The 24311-nt window shown below is 54.8% G+C and carries 23 protein-coding genes; 11 read left to right on the top strand and 12 right to left on the bottom strand.

Translation table 11 applies throughout. The features are described from left to right. Positions 1-383 precede the first annotated feature (383 nt). From ribD to aroC, 8 genes are read right to left on the bottom strand one after another with little or no spacing between them, the layout of a single operon-like run. Positions 384-1517, bottom strand: coding sequence for a bifunctional diaminohydroxyphosphoribosylaminopyrimidine deaminase/5-amino-6-(5-phosphoribosylamino)uracil reductase RibD (gene ribD, locus CCALI_RS03945; RefSeq protein WP_016482181.1), 1134 nt, complete (start codon positions 1515-1517; stop codon positions 384-386). Next, complete coding sequence (locus CCALI_RS03940) at positions 1514-1927, bottom strand: hypothetical protein (protein WP_016482180.1); 414 nt, start codon at positions 1925-1927, stop codon at positions 1514-1516. Before CCALI_RS03940 ends, ribD begins: the two co-directional genes overlap by 4 nt. Continuing rightward, complete coding sequence (gene rpe, locus CCALI_RS03935) at positions 1924-2595, bottom strand: ribulose-phosphate 3-epimerase (RefSeq protein WP_016482179.1); 672 nt, start codon at positions 2593-2595, stop codon at positions 1924-1926. Before rpe ends, CCALI_RS03940 begins: the two co-directional genes overlap by 4 nt. Continuing rightward, the gene (locus tag CCALI_RS03930; RefSeq protein WP_016482178.1) at positions 2592-4484 is read right to left on the bottom strand and encodes a protein kinase domain-containing protein; all 1893 of its coding nucleotides are present in this window, start codon (positions 4482-4484) and stop codon (positions 2592-2594) included. The genes rpe and CCALI_RS03930 overlap by 4 nt, the downstream gene beginning before the upstream one ends. Continuing rightward, entirely contained in the window at positions 4477-4788 is a 312-nt protein-coding gene (locus CCALI_RS15935; protein ID WP_016482177.1) for a hypothetical protein, read from the bottom strand. The genes CCALI_RS03930 and CCALI_RS15935 overlap by 8 nt, the downstream gene beginning before the upstream one ends. A gap of 45 nt (positions 4789-4833) precedes the next feature. Beyond that, a complete protein-coding gene (aroB, locus tag CCALI_RS03920) occupies positions 4834-5976 on the bottom strand; it encodes a 3-dehydroquinate synthase (protein WP_016482176.1) in 1143 nt (380 codons plus the stop codon). Next, positions 5969-6550 carry a shikimate kinase gene (locus CCALI_RS03915; protein ID WP_016482175.1) on the bottom strand — a complete coding sequence of 194 codons (582 nt, stop codon included), beginning with the start codon at positions 6548-6550 and terminating at the stop codon, positions 5969-5971. The genes aroB and CCALI_RS03915 overlap by 8 nt, the downstream gene beginning before the upstream one ends. Further along, positions 6507-7697: a chorismate synthase gene (gene aroC / locus CCALI_RS03910; protein WP_016482174.1), complete on the bottom strand. Its 1191-nt coding sequence runs from the start codon at positions 7695-7697 to the stop codon at positions 6507-6509. Before aroC ends, CCALI_RS03915 begins: the two co-directional genes overlap by 44 nt. Positions 7698-8069: 372 nt before the next feature. Between aroC and CCALI_RS03905 the strand changes: the two genes are divergently transcribed. From CCALI_RS03905 to CCALI_RS03870, 8 genes are all read left to right on the top strand, one after another. Continuing rightward, on the top strand, positions 8070-8378 hold the full coding sequence (locus tag CCALI_RS03905; RefSeq protein ID WP_016482173.1) for a DUF167 domain-containing protein: 309 nt from the start codon (positions 8070-8072) through the stop codon (positions 8376-8378). Positions 8379-8386: 8 nt separating this feature from the next. Continuing rightward, the gene (purS, locus tag CCALI_RS03900; protein WP_016482172.1) at positions 8387-8650 is read left to right on the top strand and encodes a phosphoribosylformylglycinamidine synthase subunit PurS; all 264 of its coding nucleotides are present in this window, start codon (positions 8387-8389) and stop codon (positions 8648-8650) included. Continuing rightward, positions 8647-9378 carry a phosphoribosylformylglycinamidine synthase subunit PurQ gene (purQ, locus tag CCALI_RS03895; RefSeq protein WP_016482171.1) on the top strand — a complete coding sequence of 244 codons (732 nt, stop codon included), beginning with the start codon at positions 8647-8649 and terminating at the stop codon, positions 9376-9378. Before purS ends, purQ begins: the two co-directional genes overlap by 4 nt. Positions 9379-9751: 373 nt before the next feature. Next, positions 9752-10864 (top strand): C40 family peptidase, encoded by a 1113-nt coding sequence (locus CCALI_RS14830; RefSeq protein WP_156415915.1) that lies wholly within the window; start codon positions 9752-9754, stop codon positions 10862-10864. A 137-nt stretch (positions 10865-11001) separates the two neighbouring features. Continuing rightward, positions 11002-11946 (top strand): DUF2231 domain-containing protein, encoded by a 945-nt coding sequence (locus tag CCALI_RS14825; protein WP_016482169.1) that lies wholly within the window; start codon positions 11002-11004, stop codon positions 11944-11946. Between the two features lie 36 nt (positions 11947-11982). Next, on the top strand, positions 11983-13254 hold the full coding sequence (locus CCALI_RS03880; protein WP_016482168.1) for a Gfo/Idh/MocA family protein: 1272 nt from the start codon (positions 11983-11985) through the stop codon (positions 13252-13254). A 59-nt stretch (positions 13255-13313) separates the two neighbouring features. Next, on the top strand, positions 13314-14648 hold the full coding sequence (locus CCALI_RS03875) for a Gfo/Idh/MocA family protein (protein WP_016482167.1): 1335 nt from the start codon (positions 13314-13316) through the stop codon (positions 14646-14648). A gap of 86 nt (positions 14649-14734) precedes the next feature. Continuing rightward, positions 14735-15715, top strand: coding sequence for an FAD:protein FMN transferase (locus CCALI_RS03870; protein WP_016482166.1), 981 nt, complete (start codon positions 14735-14737; stop codon positions 15713-15715). Between the two features lie 399 nt (positions 15716-16114). Here CCALI_RS03870 and CCALI_RS03860 read toward each other — a convergent pair whose 3' ends face one another. From CCALI_RS03860 to CCALI_RS03845, 4 genes are all read right to left on the bottom strand, one after another. After that, positions 16115-18244, bottom strand: coding sequence for a 4Fe-4S binding protein (locus CCALI_RS03860; RefSeq protein ID WP_016482164.1), 2130 nt, complete (start codon positions 18242-18244; stop codon positions 16115-16117). A gap of 32 nt (positions 18245-18276) precedes the next feature. Continuing rightward, positions 18277-19311: a DUF362 domain-containing protein gene (locus CCALI_RS03855; RefSeq protein WP_016482163.1), complete on the bottom strand. Its 1035-nt coding sequence runs from the start codon at positions 19309-19311 to the stop codon at positions 18277-18279. Positions 19312-19334: 23 nt separating this feature from the next. Then, positions 19335-20285: a DUF6599 family protein gene (locus CCALI_RS03850; protein ID WP_016482162.1), complete on the bottom strand. Its 951-nt coding sequence runs from the start codon at positions 20283-20285 to the stop codon at positions 19335-19337. A 108-nt stretch (positions 20286-20393) separates the two neighbouring features. Then, on the bottom strand, positions 20394-21035 hold the full coding sequence (locus CCALI_RS03845; RefSeq protein WP_016482161.1) for a hypothetical protein: 642 nt from the start codon (positions 21033-21035) through the stop codon (positions 20394-20396). A 286-nt stretch (positions 21036-21321) separates the two neighbouring features. Here CCALI_RS03845 and CCALI_RS14820 point away from each other — a divergent pair, with 286 nt between their 5' ends. From CCALI_RS14820 to CCALI_RS03830, 3 genes are all read left to right on the top strand, one after another. Beyond that, positions 21322-22107: a sugar phosphate isomerase/epimerase family protein gene (locus tag CCALI_RS14820; RefSeq protein ID WP_016482160.1), complete on the top strand. Its 786-nt coding sequence runs from the start codon at positions 21322-21324 to the stop codon at positions 22105-22107. A gap of 122 nt (positions 22108-22229) precedes the next feature. Next, positions 22230-23261 carry a sugar-binding protein gene (locus CCALI_RS03835; protein ID WP_172636623.1) on the top strand — a complete coding sequence of 344 codons (1032 nt, stop codon included), beginning with the start codon at positions 22230-22232 and terminating at the stop codon, positions 23259-23261. A gap of 15 nt (positions 23262-23276) precedes the next feature. Then, on the top strand, positions 23277-24296 hold the full coding sequence (locus CCALI_RS03830) for an ABC transporter permease (protein ID WP_016482158.1): 1020 nt from the start codon (positions 23277-23279) through the stop codon (positions 24294-24296). Positions 24297-24311: the final 15 nt, after the last annotated feature.

Raw genomic sequence — 24311 nt, 5'->3', positions numbered from 1 at the left:
GGGCTGAGGAGTCTCAGGNCAGAGCCCGNTTCAGAGCGGTGAGGCGGAGAAGCAGGAACAGAAGCTAGAGGAGAAGAAATAGTTTTTGGGATTTGGTCTATAACGAGTTACAGCGATGCCTTTCGTGCATACAGCGGCTATGGCGGCCTGGTAGGTTACTACACGGATTGGGAGAGGGGGTTAAGCTTGCTCGGTTTTCGGTACTACGATGTGGCTGCTGGTAGGTACCTGAAGTGATAGGATAGGAGTACATTACTTCGGGCTTCTCCTGCAACCAAGGGTATACCGGCTGCGAAAGGATGGAGCACGCCAAAGATTAGACAGCTCTCTATTACCTATGCCTCTCCAGACTCTGGAGGCATAGGCGCGAGCCTCTGTAAGCCTCACTCCTCCCCTCTCACTTGGCGGCTTTGCGCGGGAAGCACATCCGCCTCAAGCACAATATCTGGGGCGAGGCGGCGAACCGTGAAGGGGCTCAGTTGCCAGGCCTCCGCCAATGTGGCCACTCCGTCGCCCTCTATGGCCGTTGGAGCGCTCTTTCCCCCCACGAGCTTGGGGGCGATGAAGAAGAGCACGCGATTTGCTAATCCCGCCTTGAGGAAGGCCTCGTGGAGAGTAGGCCCGCCTTCTACCAGAACACTGATAATCTGTCGGGTGGCAAGGAGACGAGTGAGCGCGTGAAGATCTACCCGACCGGCAGAGTCGCTGGGCAGGGTGACGACCTCGACCCCTGATCCTGCGAGCTCTTTCGGAGGCTGCGGAGCGGTGGTGGCAATAAGCAGCGGATAGGTCTGGGGATTTTGTTGAGCAAGTCGGATGGCAGCACAGCAGGGAGGGGTGCGCAGATGGCTATCTACGATGACGCGCAACGGCTGGCGCGGTGAGGGCCGGCCGGGGAGACGGGCATCGAGACGCGGATCGTCGGCAAGCACGGTGCCGATGCCGGCCAATACGGCCCCACTTTGCGATCGGAGGCGATGCACATAGTTTCTGGCTTTTTGTCCCGTGATCCAGCGTGTGTCGCCCGTGAAGGTAGCCACTTTCCCGTCGAGAGTCATTGCTACTTTGAGCGTAATCAAAGGCAGACCGGTTTCATGAAAGTGGAAGAAAGCGCGATTAAGGGCGCGTGCCGCCGGTTCCAGCACACCGACCTCCACGGAGAGGCCTGCCTCACGGAGCTCCGCAACGCCACGCCCTCTTACACGTGGGTCTGGATCGAGTGTGGCCACCACCACATGGCGTACACCGGCCGCGATAAGCGCTTTGGTACAGGGGGGAGTGCGCCCATAGTGGCAACAGGGCTCAAGGGTAACGTAGGCGGTTGCGCCGCGTGCGCGTTCGCCGGCCTGTTGTAACGCGTTGACTTCGGCATGGGGCATTCCGGCGACGAAATGGTATCCCTCTCCAACAATCTCCCCATTACGTACCAAGACGCAGCCTACCATGGGATTAGGGGCAGTAAAGCCTTTTGTTGCAAGCCGCAGTGCACGGCGCATCCAGCGTTCCGATTCCGTCATTCCTTTCTCTCTTGAGAGGAGGTTGAGCGACCGGAGGTGGCGATCTGGCGTACCATGTCGCGCCGAGCGAGAAGGGCGCGAACTCGCGTCTCGACGATGTCAAGCCAGGCAACAAATAGAAGGCCGAGGACTAGGAGGAAGCAAAAGGCCCAGTAGTACATGCCGAACATCAGCTGCGTTACGGCAACTCGGCGGGCATGTTCGCGCAGGATAGGTGGATAGCGCAGATCGTGCACGATGTGAGAATTGGCATGCACCGCATAGGAGAGTTTGGGTTGGAGATAGAACCATCCGAAGGCGATCATGCCAAGAATGGCAAGCATGAGCAGCGCTCCAACCGTTCTTAAGCGGCGCGAACGAGGAGAGAGCGGCAGGTCGAGAGTGGTTCGGTTGCGATCGTCTTGTGTCATCGCAAGCCCTCTACAGAGCGACGAAGTGCACGCACTCCAGCGCTTACCCCTTCAGGGTGATGATAGATGGCGGTTCCCGCTACAAGGACATTTGCCCCTCGTGCAACCGTTTGTGGAGCGGTATGCACGTCAATGCCCCCATCTACCTCAATAGCGATCGGGTGGGCGACGTGGGTCACAAGCTGATGCACCTGCTCGATTTTAGGCAGCATGGTTGGCAAAAACTCCTGCCCCCCGAAACCAGGGTTCACGGTCATAACGAGAACGAGATCGAGATCTTCCAGAACGTACTCCAGTACCTCGGGAGGTGTGGCAGGATTAAGAGCCACACCCGCCTTTGCGCCCAAGCTACGTATGTGGGCGAGGGTGCGTTGGAGATGTGTGCAGGCCTCCACATGCACGGTGATGCCGTCGGCACCGGCGCGACGGAAGTCTTCGAGGTAGCGTTCCGGTTCTACGATCATCAGATGGACATCGAAGAAGGCGGAGGAGACGGGGCGAAGGGCCTGTAGAGCCGCCGGCCCCATGGTGATATTGGGCACAAAGCGGCCGTCCATTACATCGAAATGCAGGTATTCCGCGCCGGCCTCCTCGGCCTCTTTAGCGGCCTGAGCGAGCCGCCCAAAGTTGGCTGATAGGAGAGATGGCGCAATCCGTATCGTTCTCATGGTGTGTTGCCTTTTGGATCGGATTGAGCTTGAGAGGCGTAGTAGACATGCTGTAGGACGAGCTGGTCGTTGTAGTAGATGCGCAACGTGAAGTGATCGCCCTGATAGGTGAAGTCAATGGGCACTTTGTCACCGGAGTAGTGCTGCTCATCAATGACATCTATAGGAATGCCGGTGGCATCTGTATAAGATATCCTTACCTCCCAGGGGCCTGGCCCGCTCGTGGCCGTTGGTTGAAGCACAATGGTGGATTTAAATTCATGGGTTTGCAGCTGGTCGTTAGAGCTGTTGGTGTCTGACGGGGGCGGCGTGGAGCTGTTATCGGTGGTGCTGCTGGAAGGAGGCGCTGGCTGAGCGTAGTCGGGTTGAGGGCCATCGCTCACCGTGAGGTCTACCGCGGTGTCGTGCAGCACACGCTTCTGGTCGGAAACATCTTGGCTTACCACAACGCCCTGGGGCACCGTGTTGCTATAGACTGGTATCACCTGTCCCACCTTTAGTCCCACGCTCAGGAGCTTCTGTTCCGCCTGATCGCGCGGCAGACCCACCACGTTCGGAACGTTGACATAGGTTGGGCCTTTGCTGTACCAGACGTTGACGTAGTGGTCTGGGCGGATCTCCTCACCTGGAGCAAGATCGGTTTTATAGATGATATTGCGTGGCTTATCCATGTAATCCCCATGAAGCAGGAGATGGATATGAAGCTGGGAGGCCAGTTTTTGCGCATCATCAACGTTCATGCCCACGAAGTTGGGGGCATGAATGGCAGGAGGAGCGACCCAGTAGGTATGGTAGATCGCGTAGAAGGCCACGAGCAGCAACACGATCACTGCCGATACAGCGCCAATTGCGGCAAGGAGGCAGCTAGAGAGGCGCTCTTCACGGGCACGAAGACGATTTGTAGATGAGGGCATAGCCATAGGCCTCACGGGCTGAGAAGTTTCATCGCCTGCTGTGGTGGATGAAGGGGCAGGAGATACGGCTGTTGGTTCTGGTGTGGGACGGCGTGGGGGAGCGTCGGAGAGGTTTTCGATGTCGGCAAGCGACCAAGAGAGCGGCTTACCGAAGCGCAGGGCATCACGCACCTCTTTAAGGTCATTGAGCAGATCGGCAGCGGAGGTGTAGCGTTGTTCCGGCCGTTTCTGTAAGCATTTGAGGGTGATGCCTTCCAGGGCGCGGGGCACACTGGAGTTCACCGTGCGCGGGGAGGGGATGGCAGCGAAGGCGTGGAGATCGGCGATGGCTTGCGCTGTTTCGGCTGTATAGAGGGGGGCGCCTGTAAGCATCTCGTAGAGAATAGCGCCAAGGGCATAGATATCTCCTGCTGGGGTGCCAGGGCGCGTTACGGAAAGCTCGGGGGCATGGTAAGGTGCACGCGCCATGAGGAGAATCTGTTGTGTGGATGGAGAGAGAGCGATGCCTTCTGCGACACCAAAATCTATGATCTTAACGGCCCCTTCCGGGGTTACGATGATGTTTTGGGGGCGTAGGTCGCCATGGGGCAGTTCGAGGCTATGTGCTACGCGCAGGGCATCGGCAAGGGTACAGGCGATGTCCACGGCTACGGGCACGGTAAAGGGTGCGATACGATGGATGCGTTCTTTCAGGTTGGTTCCGCGCGCAAATTCGGTGACGAAAAATGGGCTTGCGGCTTGCAGCTGAATACTGTAAAGGGCTGTGATGTTAGGATGTGACAGCTGTTGTGCTTTTTGAAGGCCGATCTGCAGGCCCTGAAGAAAGCGGACATCCGTGGCGCGTTCAGGCACCACCTGTTTCAAAGCGACAACACGATTCGTTTTCGTGTCGCGCGCTTTATAAACGGCGAAAAGTGGGCCTTCTCCTATAAGCTCCAGCAGTTCGTAGCCCTGAATGGTAGAAAGTTCAGCCACGTGTCTCCTCTTCTCTGGTGGGTTGTGTAGGGGGTTGTAAGTCGCGCACCCACTGCCAGACGGCCAAAGTGACACAGATAACAAAAAGAACCAGATAGAGCTTCATGAGCGGTCCCTCATCAAGTGCTGCGAGCGCTTGGGGCGTGAGCAGCCCATTGATCTGCAGCAGAGGGGCAATGAGCCAGCGCCCACCGAAGAGCAGGAGCCAGGCGAGTATAAGCAACTGGCGTCCTATGGGTGGCAGAAGGGCCGAGGGCTCTTCCTGTAAGCCTTGAGAGGATGTATTAGGTTCTGTATTGCTCATACTCTATTTACGTAGCCCTCGCAGGCAATGGTTCGAGAGATGTTGTTAGGGCGAGAAAAGCCCTGCTCGATGGCGTTCCAGTGCTTTCTGCACAACAGCATCTGGAACGTCGGGAACGATCTCGACTTTTCCTATAGCGCGGGCTAGGATGAATCGAGTTTTTCCGTTGATCACTTTTTTATCTCGGTGCATAATCTCTAGAACCTCAGGCAGAGGCACCTCTGAAGGGAATCGGGTGGGCAAGCCGGCCTGCTGCAGTGCCGAGATGATCTGACGCGTTGTTTCGTGAGAGGTGATTCCCATCTCCTCCCCCACCAGAGCGGCCGCTACCATGCCGATGGCTACCGCCTCGCCGTGCAGGTAGCGTTCGTAGGCCGTGGCTGCCTCAAGGGCATGCCCAAGAGTATGGCCGAAGTTGAGAATAGCGCGCAACCCCTGTTCCGTTTCGTCTTGCGCGACCACTTCGGCTTTGATCTCGCAGGAGCGGGCAACCGCCTTGGTAAGCGCCTCGACATCGTAGCTCAAGAGCTGGGGAAGAGCCTGATAGGTCTCTTCAAAAAACGCTTGATCATAAATGATACCGTATTTAAGGACTTCCGCCAAACCGGCGCGTAGCTCTCGGATCGGCAAGGTTTTAAGGGTAGAGATGTCAATGAGCACCAGAGATGGTTGATAAAAAGCCCCCACAAGGTTTTTGCCTTGCGGCAGGTTGACGCCGGTTTTTCCGCCGATAGAGGCATCTACTTGGGCGAGCAGGGTTGTGGGAATTTGAATCAGGCGTAGACCGCGCAGGTAGGTTGCGGCCGCAAAGCCCGCTGTGTCGCCGATAACGCCCCCTCCGAGCGCGATGATGAGGCAGCGTCGGTCGAGTTGGGCCTCAACGAACTGATGATAGAGCCTTTCCACGGTGGCCAGATGTTTGAAGGTCTCTCCCTCTTCTACTTCGCAGAAGATGGTTTCACAACCCCTCAGGCTTAGCATCGTGGCCAGCGTTTCACCGTAGAGGGCGCGAAGGTTTGGGTGGGTAACAATGGCCGCGCGCGCCCCTTTGGCGATGGCCGCGATCTGATCGGCTGCATCGCCCGATGCGATCAGTTCGGCGCCTATAGTGATGGTGTAGCTCCGGTCGCCGAGATGGACAGGAACGTCTCTTCGTATGCCGATGGTGCTGTCTCCTTTTCTAACCACCTTGGGTCACTTTATAGAGCAGAACGACCTTCTCTGCCGACTCTTCTGGGCTGCAATGAGAGGTGTCCACCACACAGTGAGCGGCCTTGCGGTAGGCGGCTTCGCGCTCTGCTAGGAGCGTGCGAATGCGCTCCTTTGGGTCGGTCCCTTGCGCTAAGAGAGGGCGTTTGTGCACCGGCCCTACGCGCTCGAGGATGACATCGGGTTGAGCTCTCAACAGCACGAGCAGGCCGGAGGCGCGAAGCCGCTCGACGTTTGTGGGGTCGAGCGGAACGCCCCCACCGGTAGCGATGACGAGACCTTGATGCGAGGCGAGCTCCTCGATGATGATGCGTTCGATGCGGCGAAACCAAGGCTCGCCTTTTTCTGCGAAAATTTGGGGGATGGAGAGATTGGTGCGCTGCTCGATGAGGGCGTCGCTATCGCGAAACTCCATGTCGAGCCGGCGCGCACACAGACGGCCAATGGTGCTTTTTCCCGTGCCCATAAAGCCGATAAGTACCAGATTGGGCCGACGATCGGAGCGTATTTCAGGAAGCATGATGTGGTTGCCAGCCGCGAGCGCGGATCGCATCCAAGTATCCATGGAGGTTATGTTCAAACTCCTCAACGCTATCGCCACCGAATTTTTCGAGGAGCGCGTCGGCCAGGGTAAGGGCGACCATTGCCTCGCCAATGGTGGCCGCTGCGGGCACCGCGCAAACGTCCGAGCGCTCGAAGTGCGCTTTAACAGGCTGATGCGTCTGCATGTCCACCGAGGCGAGCGGGGTTGGCAGCGTGGAGAGCGGTTTCATGGCGGCGCGCACCACCACAGGCTCCCCGTTGGTCATACCCCCTTCAATACCCCCTGCATTGTTGGTACCGCGTAGAAAGCCAGCAGACTGCTGGAAGAACAGTTCGTCGTGGACTTTAGAGCCGGGAACCTCTGCTACTCCGAACCCCATGCCGATCTCCACACCTTTGATGGCCTGGATAGACATAACCGCTGCCGTCAGCCGGCTGTCGAGTTTACGGTCCCAGTGCACAAAGCTACCCAATCCCGGAGGGCAGTTAAGAGCGACGACCTCAAAAATGCCGCCGAGCGTATCTCGCGATCCCTCCTGCATGCACTTATCAATAGCCGCGATCATTTGAGCCTCTGCTTCAGGGTCAGCGCATCGTACCGGCGACTCCTCGGCGCGTGCAGCTATCGCATGATAGTCTATTGGGGGAGAGAAGTGGGCATGGATGCCACCGATGGCCACAACGTGGCTCAGTACTTCGATGCCAGCGACGTCGAGCAAGGCACGACAAATGGCGCCTAGCGCTACAAGTGCGGCGGTGTTGCGGGCGCTGGAACGTTCAAGAATGGTTCGTAGGTCGTTGGAGTGGTATTTCAGCATACCGGCGAAGTCGGCATGGCCGGGGCGTGGTCGGGTGACGGGAGGGTCTGGATTTTCAACGGGAGTGATGGACATGCGTTCACGCCAGTTCTCCCAGTCGCGGTTGCGCACAAGCAGGGTTATTGGGCCACCCATCGTACGCCCGTAGCGTACTCCGGACAGGATTTCAACCGTGTCGCTCTCGATCTGTTGCCGCGCCCCACGGCCGTAGCCTCCTTGGCGGCGTTTTAGCTGCTTGTTGATCGCGTCGAGGTCAATAGGCAGATTGGCAGGCAACCCTTCAATAATAGCGGAAAGCGAAGGGCCATGCGATTCACCACCGGTCAGAAAGCGAAGCACAAGGACAATATCCTTTCAAATCACTAGTTCGTTTTTCTTCTGTGCAGAATCTACCCTATTCCTCAAAAAAGAGCAAGAGAAGAGAACATGACGCCTCCGCTGAGACCAAGTGTTACCCTCTACGCCCCATCGCAGCAGGTCCGTCGTGCTCGCTGTCGTCTCCTACCTGCTCTACTCCTATTCCGATTGGAGCGCTGCCAAAGGTAGGAGCGCTTGTCTCAAGGAAGGATGGCGTTGTGGAGTGTCGAAGGCGGCAAACAAGGGACGGAGTTAGGGTATAAACTGGCATACGATTTTTGTAGCCATCGCCTTGGCGATGGTTGAGGTGTTAAAGGGATGTCTCGTTAAACAGGGATAGAAAGATTTGCTTCGATGCCGACGGGAAAAGCCTCTAAAGGGTACACTATCTTAAAAATCCGCTTAACTCCTCGCAGCGACCGCAATGCGATAGAACGATACGAGGAGGGCAAGCTGTATGCTCGTGTAACGGCCTCACCAGTGAAAGGGGAAGCCAATCGTGCTTTGCTGCTTCTATTAGCCGAGGCACTAGAGGTTCCGAAGTCCCATATGGAACTCATCGCCGGCACGACAGCGCGAGAGAAAGTAGTGCGTATAGAGGGGATAGAGGCAGCAGAGCTTTACGAAAAGCTACAACGATGCCTAAAGAGCGAAACAGATTAGGAGAGAAGATGCCTCAGGTTAAAGTGATCGTAACGTTGAAGCCGACCCTGTTGGATGCACAGGGAAGGGTGGTGAAGGAGGCCCTTCATTCGCTAGGTTATACAGAGGTCGAGCAGGTTCGAATGGGCAAGTATTTGGAGCTTCAGGTTGACGCACAAGAGGCGAACGACCGGCGGGTATTGGAGAATCGCATCCGCGAGATGTGCGATAGGCTTCTGGCCAATCCGGTAACAGAGGACTATCGTTTTGAGATAGAGGAGGTTCCCGTATGACGACGGTCTCTTCTCCTGCACGCCGTCATGGCGTGAGAAGGGCAACACCACGCTTTGCTGTTGTGCAGTTTCCCGGATCGAACTGCGATCAGGATGCCTATTTCGCGATACGCGATGTGTTTGGCTGTCCGGTCGAATACGTGTGGCATGCGGAGCGCACATTGAGAGGGTTTGACGTGGTGATTCTGCCGGGAGGATTCTCGTATGGCGACTATTTACGTGCTGGAGCTATTGCGCGTTTTGCGCCCATTATGGAGGCGGTAAGGCGACATGCAGAGCGGGGAAAGCCGGTGTTGGGGATATGCAATGGTTTTCAGATTCTTTGTGAGGCCCATCTGTTGCCGGGGGCGCTTGTGAGGAATATCGGATGCCGTTTTGTTTGTAAATATGTAACGCTTCGAGTGGAGAACGTGAACACGCCCTTCACAAACGCCTATCGGGTAGGGCAGCAGGTCCGAATTCCCGTTGCCCACGGTGAAGGACGCTATGTATGCAGCCCAGAGACTTTAGAGGAGTTGAACCGCCAAGAGCGCGTTCTCTTTCGGTATGCGGGTTCGTTGGAGAACCCGAACGGTTCTATGGACAATATTGCTGGTATTGCGAACGAAACATTTAATGTGCTTGGGATGATGCCTCATCCCGAACGCGCTGTGGAGAGATTACTGGGTTCTGTGGACGGACGAGGGGTTTTCGAGTCGTTAATAGCGGCCGCCGTCGCTAGGGCATGACGGGCAGAATGCATAAGCTTGGCAGACGTCGGTAACCGGAGAGGGCTCGGCTTTCTTCCGTTGTGTGAAAAATGCGTCATTGGAGGGTTGACAGGAAAGGGAGTTTGGGTTAAAATAGCTCCATCGAAGCCACAAGCTAAGAGCGAAGAGGAGCCGTAGTCAGTGCTGCCTCTCTACGAGTGCGGTGCGTGATCCACTCGCACTGCGCAGCTATCTCCAAGAAGAACGTTCTCCGGGACGCCAAATTCCGCGCGAATTCGCGTGCCCTAACCACTGGGAGGAGGGTTTTGTGCCTTTTCTCTCGAGCGAATCGCCTCCCTAATGAAAGCGATTTCTACGGGGCGGCAATCTTCAAGAAAAGGAGTTCACGAGATTGAGCAGACGTCTGAGAAGAAGGATGCCGGCAGCCGTTTCGGCCACCGCACTTGTTGGTAGCCTTGCTGCCCATCCCGCTTTGGCGCTCCACCGTGAGCCGCTTCAGCACAATGAGACACTAACGGCCTTTGCCCACCGCCATCACTGTACCCTTCACGACCTCCTCGCTCTTAATCATATAAAGGACATGCGTCATGTGCCCGATGGGGCGATGCTATTAGTGCCTCCTCCAGAAAAGAGGGTTCATCTTGCAAGTCAACTTCATGCGGCGCGCCTTATTCATGGTGACCAGATATGTGTGCGGCTTGGACCGGGACGAAGCTATCTTCGCACCGCGCTGTTAGATAACAATGTGCCGGTTGTTGTGACAGCAAAGCGAAACGGTTGGGCACAGATCGCCTTTCATAATGGCTCTTGGGGATGGGTGGAGGCTCGGTATCTCCACGCTCCGGTAGGGGTTCAAATGGCGCGCTTACACCGTCATCCGGAACATACCCTTCAGAGGGAGCATTCCCATGAGGAGATCGCGCATGAATCCTCCAAAAGGCACCACCCACATCCGCTTCACGTAGCAAAGGTGCATTCCAAGCATCTGTCTCATTTGGCTGAGAGGCATATGCATCATCACACACAACAAATTGCCTATCATGAGATCTCCCATCGCCGACATCACAAACAGTCCTCATCGCACGGTTCTGACCATACGCTGCTCGCTCATGCCTCTCTTCGTGCGGGTCTAGTTCGTTCGGCTCTAGCTTATCGTGGCACACCCTACGTCTACGGTGGGTCGGGGAGAGGCGGCTTCGACTGCTCGGGCTTTGTACGCTACTTGTATCTCAAGCGAGGGATTGATCTCCCGCACAATGCGGCGGAGCAGTTTCATATGGGCAAACCGGTGAGCCGCAAAGATCTCAAGCCTGGGGATCTCGTGTTTTTCCACACGGTGACGCCGGGTATATCTCATGTTGGGATGTATATTGGCAACGGACGGTTCATTCACGCCTCTAGCCGTCGGGGTGGTGGCGGAGTGCGCATAGATAGCCTCGATGAGAGCTACTATGCCCATGCCTATCGTGGGGCGCGACGCATCATTCGCCACCATGGAGATTAGAATAGCTTGCAGATTTGCACGGATGGGCGTTCCTTAAGGCGGAACGCCCCTTTCACTTTTTTCCGTAACATTTTTCTGGAATTGGCATCTTACAGAAGGGAATAGAGCCGATTTTAGTCCTCAACTAGGAAAAATTGGTGGCGAATAGAGCACAAATACAAAAAGCCGCTTGGTGGCTTGCGCTGGTTCTCATAGAGCTGCTACTCTTTAGTGGATTTCCTCTTGTAAACGCGTGGGCGCGTCCTCAGTTTCCACCGATCGTCATCGAGACCTATCATCTGGTGCCAGGTAGCACAGATTATAACGCTGCAAAAAACTGCACGCTATGTCATGTCCCTTCCGGGCCTCCTGAACGCAATCCCTATGGAAAAGATGTGCAGCGGGCTCTTGAACGTGCCGGTGCTACCATGCTGACACCGGCCATTTTGCACTCTATTGACAATCTCGATTCGGATGGGGATGGCTACACGAACGCACAGGAGTTCGCTGCAGACACGCTGCCGGGTGATCCGAATAGTCATCCGAATGGTCCAGTGAGAGTCGGAACTTCAGCGAGCAACTCTGCACGGCATGTGCGGGGTAATATATCTAGTGATCGGGCAGATGCAACGTCACAGGAAGGCGCAACGGGGGCAGCATCGTCGGCGGGGAGCTGGGTGCAAAAGATACTCTTCCCGCCTCATGCGCACCATCCGGAACTGGTTCATTTCCCGATAGCCCTTTTCATTTTTGGTTTTTTGCTTGATCTGTTAGGGCTTAAAAGAAATAATGAGGCGCTTCATCGTGCCGCATTTTATAATCTTCTTGGAGCTGCGATCATGGCTCCAATCACGATGATCACGGGGTTGTTGGCATGGCAATTTGTGCTTAACGGAGAGCCTTTGAAAGGGACGGTATTATATCATCTTGTGTTCGCCTCAGTGACCACCCTTCTCCTTTGGGGATTGGTGGGCTTGCGGGTCAAGCAAAAAGCCACGGCTTCCTCCCCATCGGCCTTCTACTGGGTGATCGGGCTGATCGGGTTGATTTGTATCCTCATAACGGGATATTTAGGAGGAATTCTTTCCGGTGTTAACGGATAAGCATTGTAAAAGGAGATTAATCGAGGAAAGGACAAGATGAATCGGAGAGACTTTTTAAAAAGTTCGACCTTAACCACTCTGGCTATGGCCGGGCTCTCCTCGCAGCCTGTTGCGCTCTTTGCGCAGGAGGCCAATGCCGGTGCCGGCGATGCACCTTCAGGGCCGCCAATAGGATGTGGTGTCATCGGTTTAGGGGAGCGCGGTCGAGAGGTGGTTAATACCCTCAACCATTTGGCAACGTTGCCGCCTGTAGCCATCTGCGATATTTACGAGCCATTTTTGAAACGGACCCAAGAGGCAGCTCCAAAAGCTGCTGCCTATAGCGACTATCGGCAGTTACTGGAAGATAAAAACGTACAGGCGGTGGTCGTGGCAACCCCCACACATCAACATAAGCAGATCGTACTCGATGCGCTGCAGGCCGGCAAGCATGTCTACTGTGAGGCGCCTATCGCAAACACCCTAGACGATGCCAAAGCGATCGCTCAGGCAGGGCAGAGTGCCGCCCCAAAACTTATCTTCCAAGCGGGTCTTCAGCAGAGGGTTCACCCACAAAGTCTACACGTGTATAAGTTCATTCGATCGAACGCCCTAGGCACAATTGCGGCTTGTCGCTCCCAGTGGCATCAGAAAACAAGCTGGCGACGAGCTGCACCCGATCCACAGCGTCAGCAGGAGATCAACTGGCGTTTAGATAAGGCTATCTCACCGGGGCTTATGGGTGAGATCGGCATTCATGGTATCAACTTAACCAGCTGGTACGTGGGGGGGCTGCCTGTTGCGGCAACCGGTCGAGGTGGGGTGCTTTTTTGGAAAGACGGTCGCGAAGTTCCTGACACGGTGCAGGCCATCATCGAGTATCCAGGGGGTGTCAATCTCGTCTACGATATCACCCTTGTCAACTCGTTTGATGATAGCTACAATCTATTTATGGGATCCCAATCGGCCATCTTGGTTCGCGGCGACAAGGCATGGATGGTTAATGAGGCGGATGCCCCACTAGAAGGTTGGATCGTCTATGCCCGCAAGGAACCGGTAGGCGATGATGTAGGGGTGGTGCTTGTTGCAGATGCCACCAAACTGCTGGCGCTAGGGCAAATGCCTTCCCAGGCTAAGCAGGAGGATCCTACAAAAACCATGCTCTACCACGCTTTGGAGGCCTTTGTCAACAGCATCCATTCCGGCAAACCCTCTGAGGCGGGCCCGTTGGAAGGCTATCAGGCAACGGTAGCGGCGCTTAAGACCAACGAGGCCATCGTTAACGGGTCGCGGCTTGAGTTCAAGCAGGAATGGTTCCAACTAAGCTAGAAGTTATTCGTACAGAAAACTTCTTATGACCAAGTAAGTTAGATGGAGAGGATTAGTCTATGAAGAGTTCAGAAAGGACAGACGGTGCCACTTCGCGTCGCGATTTTCTCAAAACCGCCGTGGGGGCCGCTGTCGGAGGAGCTGTAGGAGTTCATGCGGTGAGTGCTGCGGCGGAGCCCGTAAAAACCTATATGCCCTCTACCGCTGCTGGGATGGCACGGGTTATTGGTGCCAACGACCGCATTCATATCGGCCACATCGGGCCGCACTGGGAAGGGCAAGGTGGAGTGCATGCCCGATTCCTAATGCAGCATGCGAAAGAGTGGAACGTGGAGTATGTGGCCATCGCTGACATCTACACGGTTCACCTACAGGAGGCACAACAACATATTGGTCTTAAGGATAACCAGTGCCACATTGACTATCGAGAGATGTTGGAAAAGCATCCAGAGATCGATGTGGTCTGGATAACGACCCCAGAGCACTGGCACGCTCAGCAGACGATAGACTGTCTGGAGGCGGGCAAGGATGTCTATGTGGAGAAACCGCTCTGTAAGGGTGTCGAGCCTGCTCTCAAGATCAAGGAGACGGTGGAGCGTACCAAGCGCGTTCTACAGATGGGCACGCAAGGGGCGACCGACCCGACCTACCATCGCATCGCGGAGCTGATCAACTCTGGGAAGTACGGCGAGGTTGTTTGGGCGCGCGGCTCGTATTGCCGCAACACGCCATCCGGTGAGTGGGATTACTATCCGTTAGAGCCGCAAGCTACCGAGGAGAACACCCACTGGCATATCTTCGAGCAGCCCTGCAAGCGTAAACACCCATTCAGCAAAGACCGTTTCTTCCGCTGGCGCAAATACTGGAGCTACTCTGCCGGCATTCAGAGTGACCTCTTTCCGCATGTCCTTGCGCCCTTCCTCATCGCTATCGGCAAGATCGAGTGGCCTCGGCGTGTCGTAGCCGCCGGTGATTTACTGCTTCAAAAAGACCGTGAAGTGCCGGATACCGTACATATGATCATCGAATATCCTTCACAATTCACCGTGGTTCTCTCCGGCTCTACGAACAACGACCATGGCTATACCCCGACGATCTGTACCAACAAGGCTACCATCGAGTTTGCGATGTTTGGAGGTGGCAACATCCAGATCATCCCGCAGCCGCCCTACGCCGATCAGGTAGACCCGCTCAACGAGCATGTGCCAGGGGCGAGCGAGGCGATAGATAACCATGAAAAGAACTTTCTCGATTGTGTACGCGATCGTACCAAAGTGCCCAACGCCAACGTGGATTTGGCGGCGAAGGTACAGGTTGCTATTGGAATGGGAGAGATAGCGTATCGTGAGAACCGCGAGGTGCTCTTCGATACCGAACGACTGCGCCTTATTTAACCAGACCTGTGTTTGCTAAAGAAAACGGATGCTGTCCATGGGTTGCAGTGCCCATGGACAGTATTTTCGGAGAAGGATTTGCGGCGATGCCCGAAGTGCGTTTGGCTTGCTATGCCATGGCCACACGGTTTGAGCTGATTTTGGTGGGAGAGGATGAGGTCTACCTAAGAGCTGCCGGAGAGGAGGCCCTCCGAGAGATCACTCGCATCGAGGAGCTTTTGAGCATTTATCGCCCAACAAGTGAGCTGGCGCGTGTTAATCGAATGGCAGCGGAGCGTGCGGTCTATGTGGTGCCGGAGGTATTTTCTCTTCTCAAGGCCGCGAAGCGACTGTCTCTGCTGACCTCCGGCGCCTTTGACATGACCATAGGGCCGCTTGTGCGTTTATGGCGTACGTGTGGAGAGGTAAAACGTATGCCTTCTGAGACGGAGATCGAGGAGACACGAGCAGCGGTAGGGATGCAGCTGGTGGAGCTAGATGAGGAGGCAGGCACCGTGCGCTTTCTTCGCCCTGGGGTCTCGCTTGATCCGGGAGCTATTGGCAAAGGCTATGCCGTAGATATTGCGGTTCGACGATTGAGAGAGAATGGGATCACCTGTGCTCTGCTTCATGGCGGCTCAAGCACGGTGTACGCGTTAGGAACTCCGAAGGGGGATAGTGGGTGGCGTGTCGCACTACGCGATCCTAACGGTACTGAACAGGCCGTGGTGGCTGTGGCAGAGTTAAGGGATGCAGCGCTCTCGGTGTCGGCGCCACATGGCAGGTGGTTCGAGGTAGATGGCAGGCGCTACGGGCATGTGATTGAGCCAAGCAGTGGACGACCCATTGAGGGAGTACAGCTGGCAGCTACCGTCACCGAATTTGCGATGGAGGGAGATGCGATCTCCACCGCTCTGCTTGTTTTGGGAAGCGCTGCATCTCCTCAGCTTCTTCAAGAGCCATTAGGCATCTATTCGGCCTTGCTGATAGAGATGACAAAAGAGCAAAGACGAATCTATCTGTTTGGCAGTCACTTTTCTGAAACGCAAACGGAAATTCCTCTGGAGCGAATGCCTATTTTCTCTTAGCTCGATCCCTGCTTTTTTCCTGGGTATAGCGAAGAGAGTGCTCGAATTCAGAGGAGGCAAGCATCGCGTTAAGTCGTTGAAAAAGTGGAAGCGGTGCATCACTTCTTTTTGGAGAAAGCGGTGCCGCAGTTACGAGGTCGAACTCAGATGGCCAAAGGCCGTCATTACCCTGCATTGTCACTAGAATATGCGCAACATGCAGCACCTTTTGCAGAGGGGTATAGTTCTCTTCAGACGTTGCGTCGAGGAGAGTTTGGAGAAGGAAAACCAACCGTTCCATTGTCATAATCCGTTGATCGGGCGCCTCAAGAGGAAAGCTATTGCAGAACCACTCTGGAGGCGCCCAAGAAACGATCAGATCAGAAGCAGCGCTATGCTTCATCTCTGCATGTACTACATCTACTGCCCTGGATTAGGGTTCGGATTATATTCTGCGTTTGGATTCGCCGAACCTTGCGGACCGGTAATCGCGATGTGCTTAGCGATCTCAGCTTTTGTGGCCGCATATTCGGCATCTTTCCCGATGTCTTTGCGTTTATCCCAGTCGCCGCGATAGAAACCGTCCCACCAGTTCTCTTTGGGTGGCTTGTAATCGCGGTCTTCTTGGAATGTGTAGACGACAATGGCATGGTTTGGAAGAACCGGACAGTGGTATTCACAAAGGCCACAGCCGGTGCAGAGCTTTTCATCTACGGTAGGTACGCGCTTGTAGCGGCCACGATTGTCCGGTTTTCCATCAGGCCCCACGTGATCGATGGGCAAGGAAGGATCGCGTGGTAGGGTATCGTCCCAGGTATCTCGGAAAACGACGGCAGAGTAGGGGCAGACTTCAGCGCAGACAATGCAGTCGCGCCCACCGTTCCATGCGACGCAGGTAGAGTGGTCTACATTGGCCAGACCCATCTTGATCTTATAACGCTTATCTTGCCAAGTGAATGGGCGAATCGCTCCGGTAGGGCAGACATCGCCGCACGCGGTACACTTCTCGGCGCAAGGGCCAATACTCGGCACAAGAATGGGCGTCCATAAACCCTCAAGCCCCGTGTCGAAGGTCGCCGGCTGCAGAGCGTTGGTAGGGCATACGCGCATGCATTCCGCACAGCGCGTGCAGGCAGCAAGAAACTCGCTTTCCGGCAGGGCTCCGGGCGGGCGCATCGCTTTGTTGTTGCGGTTATAGCGCCGCATTACCCCCTGATATTCGCTTGCATTGGACTTAACAGCGCTTCCCCAAAGGATACCCGCAGCGATGGCGGCGATAACGCCTCGACGCCCTAGGTCTATCTCGGTCTGCGGTTCAGGTCGGGGAGCGGTGCCTTTGGGAGCGAGATGGAGGGCTTCTTTAATGGAGGCCGGCACTTTTGCTTGAATCTGGATGACGTCAGTTGGACAGATCGTTTCACAGCGGAAGCACTGGATGCATTCACTGATGCTATGCATCACCGGCCCTTTGGCGTTCTTATCGAGGTTCTCGTAGGAGCCCATACGGGACTGGATTTCGCACTTTTTGCAGTGAATACAACCATCCATCTTAATATAGTGCCGCAGCCAAGAGATACGGGAGATGAGGGCAAGAAGTCCACCGTAGGGGCAGAGGTTGCGGCACCAGAAGCGCTCTTGGTAACCGGAAAGAGCGATGATGCCGATAAACATCAGCATAACGGGCACCACGTTGTAGTAATGCATGGTGGGGAGGCGCCACAAATCGGTATTGATGCCTAAATTATAGAGAACCGACCCCACATGCAGCGCATCGGCTGCGCTAAGGATGCCGTTCCAGATATAGGCAATCGGTGGATAGACGCAAAAGGTAAAGGTGCGGGTAATGAGAGAGATCGGGTCGCCGAAGGCAAGAATGTCTATGCCAAAGGTCACCGCACCGAGGCCAACCAGCAGATAGATATATTTCCAGTTACGGAAGCGGCGGGTATCGCTGCGCTTTTTGCTGTAGAAGAGGCGTCCTTTGCGATAGAGCAGTCGGTCGGCTATATCTATGCTAGTACCAAGCGGGCATATCCAACCGCAGAAGATACGACCACCCCAAAGGGTAAGCAAGAGAATGAACAGGCCAGGCCCAATGGCATAGATAGGAACTGTGTGGGAGGCCAGGCTGTTTTTAAGGGTATTGAGGAAATCCATCAGCATAAAGATGTTTTTGTTGATTCCCCACTTCCCTTCGCTGCCTTGGGTGGTCATGAAGAAGAAAAGCACGAACAGTAGGAACGTTGTTATTTGGACGGCCCGACGTATCAGCACGATGCGGTGGGCGGCTTTATTGCCGGGTTCCTGGCGCATCTTGCGCTTCTGCTCGGCGGTGAAGCGGGTGTAGGCAGCCTCGGTATTGCGTTGTACTACGGTGCCTTGTGGAACCGTTTCTTTAGGTTCGGCAACCTTTTGGGCGGCGCTCTCGCGTTTACGAAGGCCAATATCTATGCCGCGAATAAGGTTGTTGGTAGCCCGCTGTCCACTGCAGCCACAGCTGCCGCAGCTGCAACCACCCATTTTAGGAAACTCCTGAGGTATGTCGGCCATTTCCCCTATCTCCTGCGAAACAGCTAAGGTTTTTAGGCGCCTTTGGCGCCGGCAATTTCGCGAATGTTCAACTGGCTGGTATCTATCTGACCTAGTCCGAGGCTATTAGCGATGATCAGGTGCGGCACCATATCAGGCGTCACTCCCTTTACGGTGAGAAACCGGGTGCAGTAGGAGTCGAGCGCAACCGGGTCGAAGCCGGCGACCACAGTGTTAGGCTGTGTGGTTTCGCCAGGCCCCTTGGGCCCTCGTGTCTGCAGAACGCGCGTGGCATCGGTTACGATGAGCGTGGGGCGTAGGAAGCAGTTCAGCTCTGCGATGCAGTTATGGAGGCCATAACGGTGATAGTCTTTGCGGTTCCAGATGCAGCCCATGAGCTTTTTCATGGCGATGGTAATGACGGCGGCCTCATGGTCTTTCACCACTGGGTTCACGATGAAGCAATCGGCCTCTATGATGTCGCGTGGAATGCGTTGAAGGATCCGGTCGAAGTGATGAAGAGGATCGTAGTCGGCTCCATCCACAGTATGGGTAGGGACGGCAGAGGCGATGTCCACTTCTCGGTACATCGTTGGTTGGTCAGGGGAGAGTAGGCTTGCTTTCGTGCCCCTCACAGCATCTTCTGCACCGCAGATTTTGAAAGCGAGTTTCCAGTCATCCAAGGAGTAGTCTATGAGGGTAATACGAGAGGCTCCGGCCCGTTCACAAAGTTGTACAAGACGTCGAATGACATCCGGATGAGTAGTAGCGGCCTGATCGGGAGTCCGCATCCAACCCATATTGGGGCTGATAACCACCTTATCGCCTTTTTTAACGAACTGTTCGATCCCTCCGAGCTCATTGATAGCCCGCTCGGTGATATCCCCATAGGATTTAGGGTCACCTTCCACCGCGACGATGTCGGGGGTCGTGGGAGAGGGCTTTTTGGGAGGGCGTAGTTTAGCAAGTTTGGCGAAGCGCTCCTCTTGGAAGAAGGTTAGGCTATAAAGCCCTCCAAGAAAGGCCGTTCCTCCGGCGATCTCCAGAAGTTTGCGTCGAGAAAGCTTTTTTGCATCATCTGCCGACATGTTCGATACCTCCGTTAGGGAGCTTAATGTACTTTAGCTATGGCTTCACGCACCAGCTTTAGAGCGATGGTGGGATTAACCGCTTTATCTATTCCTACGATATAACGCCCTTTGTGGGCTGCGACGACATAGCCGCTAAATCGCGTTTTGACGGAAAAGGCACCTTCTCCTAAACCTTTCAGTAGTGTCACTTTTGACCCTGAGGCGATCATGAGTGGCTTATCAAGAGCTGACATATACTGATTATAGGCTTGCTGAGCAGCGGCAGGAGAGGGATAGGCACAAATAAAGAGCTCAGCATAGCGTCCTGCGGACGTATAGTTGGCGGAGACACCGTTTTGAAGAAAACGTTGACCAGCAATATCGCGTCGCTGGTACTTTTGGCTAAAGGGCACATAGCCGGCCGGTAACAGGCGAAGCATTTCAGGCATTTGCGTGGTACCGGAAAGTTTCGCTGCCACGGCGCGCGCTATGGCGATCTGAGCTGTACGGAAGGAAGCCGGTGCATTGGAGGCAGCGATATTGACGTTCACATAGAAGGGGCCTTTCCAGAAAGAGAGACCGCCACCGAGAAGATACCCCTGGGCGCCGATGGGGACGAACCGCACCATTTTGGCCGAGGGGCTGAGCTGATAGCTGTAGTAGCCGAACGCATCGAGTGGGCTACCCATCTGGTAGATATCCACCGTGATGACCTGTGCTCCTTTACCGCCCGGGGCATAGATAGCATAGTAACACTTTCGAAAGAGGTAGCGTTTAACCGATTGGGCTTGTCCGTCAATATGGTCTTCCAGTGTGTTCGGCGTAAAAATCTGAACGGGTCTGGTGAGGCGAAAGCCAGCGATAGCCGCAGGAATGGCCGAGCGCACATCCGCACGTGCCTCGAAGTTGGTCAATCCTACAGTAACGAGCGCCACCATGCTGGCCACACCTATCTGTTTTTGAAGCCACCTCAAGCCAGGTGCCACATGCATGAAACCTTACTCCTCTTTAGTATTAACGCAGCTTGAATAGTCTGCGCTTTGATAGTATACCGCCTATTGTTTTAGGACGCCCTATGGAGGCAAGAAGTTACAGAAATTCTACAATATCTTCATCTTGGTCGGCTCCTCAGAAGGTGGTGTTTCCGTCCACTCCTTGAGCCGCCGAGTTTTTCGCACGACGACAGCTTCGGCAGGGGAGGGAGAGGAGGTAGGAAGAACGGTTTGCTGGGGTTCGTCATCTCTACCTACAAGGCTAGCGATAAGGGCAGCTATGCCTGTAACAATAAGCAACAGGGAGCGCATCTCATGAGACCATAGGTAGGTGCGAATGCCCATGCCTGTGAAATAGAGGCCAACGGCTGCAAAGTAGCTTCGGCGTGCCCAAGAGGTATTTGAGCGAAAGGCTTCGAGGATGGCTGCGGTAAGAGCTAGGATCATAACGAGTTCGAGCATGAGAGCGCGAACCGTGAGAACCCATTCATAGTTGAGCCCTGGTGGCAAAGGGCGGGCGAGACGATAGGTGTAGTAGCTTAAAAAGGCGATGGCATAGCAGAAGGTGATGATCAGGATTCTTCGAAGTGCTGCAATGAGAAGCGCGCTAAGAACAAGCACTAAGACGATGGGTAAAAGCGTTGCATGGGTACGACTCCAGGCCATCAGCAGGACCTGATGCGATACCGCCCAGCCCGCCAACAGAGCCGGAATAATAGAAAGAGCTATTTTGCCTAAGAGTATTCGCATGGTTGACCCCTCCAACCCTATTTTCGGAGGTTGTCCGCTTCTCTTTCATTTTATCACAACTTTTACCGCGATGCCATCACAATCTTTTACGGACTTGCAGAGGATCTAACAACAGTACGGCGGCGATGCCAGAAAGTTTGGGCGGCAGGCAGGATTTTGGCGGGAAATGAAGTATATTAAAAAGCGACTAACCAAACGTTCGTTCAAACGTACGCAGAAAAGGAATTCCCTCTCCACTTGGTGAACCTTCTTCATCATAAAAATAAAAACCATGTGGGAGGAGAATGTGGAGACTTTAAAGCCTCAAGTAGCTGTACAGCTTATTGTCTTCGGAGAGAAAGCGCGAAATGACATCGAAGGAACACTGCGAGAGGTAGCTGCTGCCGGCTACACAGCCTTCGAGGGTGGTCACCTTTTTGCCATGTACGGCGAGGCGCGTATGCGAAGCCTGCTCGATACCTTGCACCTTGGCGTGTCGGGAGCGCATTTTGGCTATGGAGAGTATACAGACGATTCCAAGGTTGAAGGTATCATTTCCTACGCCAAGGCGCTTGGCATCGAAAACGTGATGTGTTCAGGGGTGGCCGCCGGCACGGTAGAGGGTTATCTTGCCTCTGCCAAGCGCTTCAATGAAGTTGGACGACGTTTGGCCGATGAGGGGATCGCTTTCAACTACCATAACCATGATTGGGAGTTTAAGGACCTCGGTGGGGGTACAACAGGCATGCAGATACTCGCCCAAGAGACCGATCCCCATCTCGTTCGTTTTAATCTCGACGTCTTCTGGCTTTACTATGCCGGGCAAAACCCAGCAGCGTTCATTCGCGAGCACGCCCAGCGTGCCGGCTATTTCCATTTCAAGGATGGACGGCGTTGCGTTGGAGCTGATGGAAAGATCACACCGGAGTTTCTAGAGCTTGGGAGGGGAGAGGTTCCTCTTGAGGAGGCCTATGCGGCGGCCCAAGAGGTGGGCGCTCGCTGGATTGTCGTTGAGCAAGATCGGTCGCAACTCCCTCCCCTAGAGGCGATCACGGTTAGTCGCAACTACCTGAGGGAGCGCTTCGGGATCTGAAGCCGCCTTCGCTCCGGTTCTGTAAGTATCAGCTTTCAATTACTTTACACTGTTCACTATTAAAAAGGATTGCAATCGAGATGACCGTTATCCATCAGAAGATGCGAACCAAGGAGGTTTTCATGTCAAAAACGTTGCGGTTTTTGGGGCGCTGGACGTCCGTTTTCCTTGTGTTGCCTCTATTATGCTTCACAGGGTGCGGGACGAACGGCCCTAAATACATGCTGATCACCAATGGCGTCTCCCCTTTCTGGGATGCCATGGTTAAGGGGATGCAGGAGGAGGCAAAGCAGCTACATGTCAATGCGGACTGGCGGGGGCCGAACCCTTCGGAAAATACCGTTCAGATCCAGATGTTCAACGACGCATTGGCCGCCCATGTGGATGGAATCGGCCTTTCTGCCATAGATCCCAACGGGATTACGCCCACCATCAACAAAGCGGTGGATTCCGGGTTGCCCGTTATCTGCTTCGACTCGGACGCACCCAACAGCAAGCGGCTTGCTTACCTAGGAACGAACAACTACGAGGCCGGTTACATCGCTGGCAAAGCCGCCCTCAAGCTGTTCCCGCACGGCGGCAAACTGGTGGCTTTCGTTGGTACCATGAGCCAAGATAACGCTCGCCAGCGTTACAACGGCTTTCTTGATGCCATCAAAGGCAGCAACGTGCAGTTCATCGCTCCACCCTATCAGGATAATCAGGATAAAGGAATGGCGCGCTCCAACGTTCAGGATGCGATCACCCGTTATATGAGCAAGGGACTTAACGGGCTGGTAGGGCTTTACTCTTACAACGGCCCCGCCATCATTGCAGCCCTGCAAGCACAGAATTTGCGCAGTAAGTTCAAAGTGATCTGCTTCGATGGAGACCCGGCCACGTTGAAAGGGCTACAGCAGGGCATGGTAGACCTCACAGTGGTGCAAAAACCGTTTCAGTTTGGGCGTCTCTCCATTGAGCTGCTGAACCTTTTACATCAGAACCACAATAACGTGGATTCCGCGCTGCATCAGATGATGCCCGAATTGGAGAGTTTGGGCATGAAAGTGGACATGCAAAAGCATACCATTGACACAGGTGTTACCGTGGTAACTCCGGAGAATGCAGAGTCCTTTATCAACGATCTGCATGCCCATGGGCTTTCATCAACTTAGGGATAGGGACACTTTATGGAGACGACCGAAGCATCACGTTTACGCGAGCCCCTGCTTAACTGGCGCCGCCTCTTACTTGCAAGAGAGAGCAGCGTGGTTATTGTGTTGGTGCTGCTGTGTATCGCGCTTATCTTCTCGCCCGCGCGCGATACCTTCTACAGTCGCCAAAACATCCAAAACATGCTGCTACAGATCGCCCTCTTAGCGATCTTCTCTATCGGGGAGACGTTGGTCATCATCACTGCGGGCATAGACCTCTCGCTAGGCTCTCTTATCGCCTTTAGCGGCATGGTGTTGGCCATGACGGCAACGCATTTGCCACCCACCATTGCCGTGCCAACGGCGATTGTGGTGGCACTTGCTGTTTCCCTGCTAATAGGAGCGGTTCACGCTTTGCTGATAGGGAAGCTGCGCTTACCGGCCTTCGTGGTGACTCTGGCCTCTCTTACGATATTGAGGAGTCAGGCGCAATTAATGAACGGCCAGCTACCGGTGCCCATTTCAAAATATCCGTTTCTCATCAATTTGGCAAACGGGCAGCTGTTTAAAGGCACCCTCTTTGCCGTGCCGATCCCTGCGGTGTTGCTGCTGATCATCGCCATTGCAGCACACTTCATTCTCACCCGTACCCGCGTAGGGCGCTATCTCTATAGCCTTGGAGGTAACGAACAGGCCACAAGGCTCTCCGGAGTAAATATTCTTGGTGTCCTTCTCTTTGCCTACTGCGCGAGCGCTTTTTTGGGAGGGGTGGCTGGGATCCTCTATGCTGGTTACGGGCAGCAAGGCGACCCTCAAAACGGGCTTGGCTATGAGCTTAACGCTGTGGCAGCTGCCGTTATCGGCGGGGCTAACCTTATGGGTGGAGAAGGGAGCGTGATAGGGACAGTGCTTGGTGCCTGTCTTCTGCAGATGATTCTAAGCGCTATCAACCTCACGATCAATAACCCTACCCTATGGCAGGGAACGGTCGTGGGCGGGGTTTTGTTGGTTGCCGTGCTTGTTACGGCCATACAACAACGCAAGAGTCGCTCCTGAAAAAGCATGGGGCAG

Source organism: Chthonomonas calidirosea T49, from assembly GCF_000427095.1.
GTDB classification, from domain to species: Bacteria; Armatimonadota; Chthonomonadetes; order Chthonomonadales; family Chthonomonadaceae; genus Chthonomonas; species Chthonomonas calidirosea.
Note: the sequence above shows the minus strand (reverse complement) of the source record. Positions and strands in the feature narration are given on the sequence as shown.

What these genes read in the sequence shown, in the direction of transcription:
- ribD (WP_016482181.1), bottom strand. Translation starts at nt 1,517, where the DNA reads ATGACGGAATCGGAACGCTGGATGCGCCGTGCACTGCGGCTTGCAACA.
- CCALI_RS03940 (WP_016482180.1), bottom strand. Translation starts at nt 1,927, where the DNA reads ATGACACAAGACGATCGCAACCGAACCACTCTCGACCTGCCGCTCTCT.
- rpe (WP_016482179.1), bottom strand. Translation starts at nt 2,595, where the DNA reads ATGAGAACGATACGGATTGCGCCATCTCTCCTATCAGCCAACTTTGGG.
- CCALI_RS15935 (WP_016482177.1), bottom strand. Translation starts at nt 4,788, where the DNA reads ATGAGCAATACAGAACCTAATACATCCTCTCAAGGCTTACAGGAAGAG.
- CCALI_RS03915 (WP_016482175.1), bottom strand. Translation starts at nt 6,550, where the DNA reads ATGCGATCCGCGCTCGCGGCTGGCAACCACATCATGCTTCCTGAAATA.
- CCALI_RS03905 (WP_016482173.1), top strand. Translation starts at nt 8,070, where the DNA reads ATGCCGACGGGAAAAGCCTCTAAAGGGTACACTATCTTAAAAATCCGC.
- purS (WP_016482172.1), top strand. Translation starts at nt 8,387, where the DNA reads ATGCCTCAGGTTAAAGTGATCGTAACGTTGAAGCCGACCCTGTTGGAT.
- purQ (WP_016482171.1), top strand. Translation starts at nt 8,647, where the DNA reads ATGACGACGGTCTCTTCTCCTGCACGCCGTCATGGCGTGAGAAGGGCA.
- CCALI_RS03880 (WP_016482168.1), top strand. Translation starts at nt 11,983, where the DNA reads ATGAATCGGAGAGACTTTTTAAAAAGTTCGACCTTAACCACTCTGGCT.
- CCALI_RS03875 (WP_016482167.1), top strand. Translation starts at nt 13,314, where the DNA reads ATGAAGAGTTCAGAAAGGACAGACGGTGCCACTTCGCGTCGCGATTTT.
- CCALI_RS03870 (WP_016482166.1), top strand. Translation starts at nt 14,735, where the DNA reads ATGCCCGAAGTGCGTTTGGCTTGCTATGCCATGGCCACACGGTTTGAG.
- CCALI_RS03860 (WP_016482164.1), bottom strand. Translation starts at nt 18,244, where the DNA reads ATGGCCGACATACCTCAGGAGTTTCCTAAAATGGGTGGTTGCAGCTGC.
- CCALI_RS03855 (WP_016482163.1), bottom strand. Translation starts at nt 19,311, where the DNA reads ATGTCGGCAGATGATGCAAAAAAGCTTTCTCGACGCAAACTTCTGGAG.
- CCALI_RS03850 (WP_016482162.1), bottom strand. Translation starts at nt 20,285, where the DNA reads ATGCATGTGGCACCTGGCTTGAGGTGGCTTCAAAAACAGATAGGTGTG.
- CCALI_RS03845 (WP_016482161.1), bottom strand. Translation starts at nt 21,035, where the DNA reads ATGCGAATACTCTTAGGCAAAATAGCTCTTTCTATTATTCCGGCTCTG.
- CCALI_RS03835 (WP_172636623.1), top strand. Translation starts at nt 22,230, where the DNA reads ATGTCAAAAACGTTGCGGTTTTTGGGGCGCTGGACGTCCGTTTTCCTT.
- CCALI_RS03830 (WP_016482158.1), top strand. Translation starts at nt 23,277, where the DNA reads ATGGAGACGACCGAAGCATCACGTTTACGCGAGCCCCTGCTTAACTGG.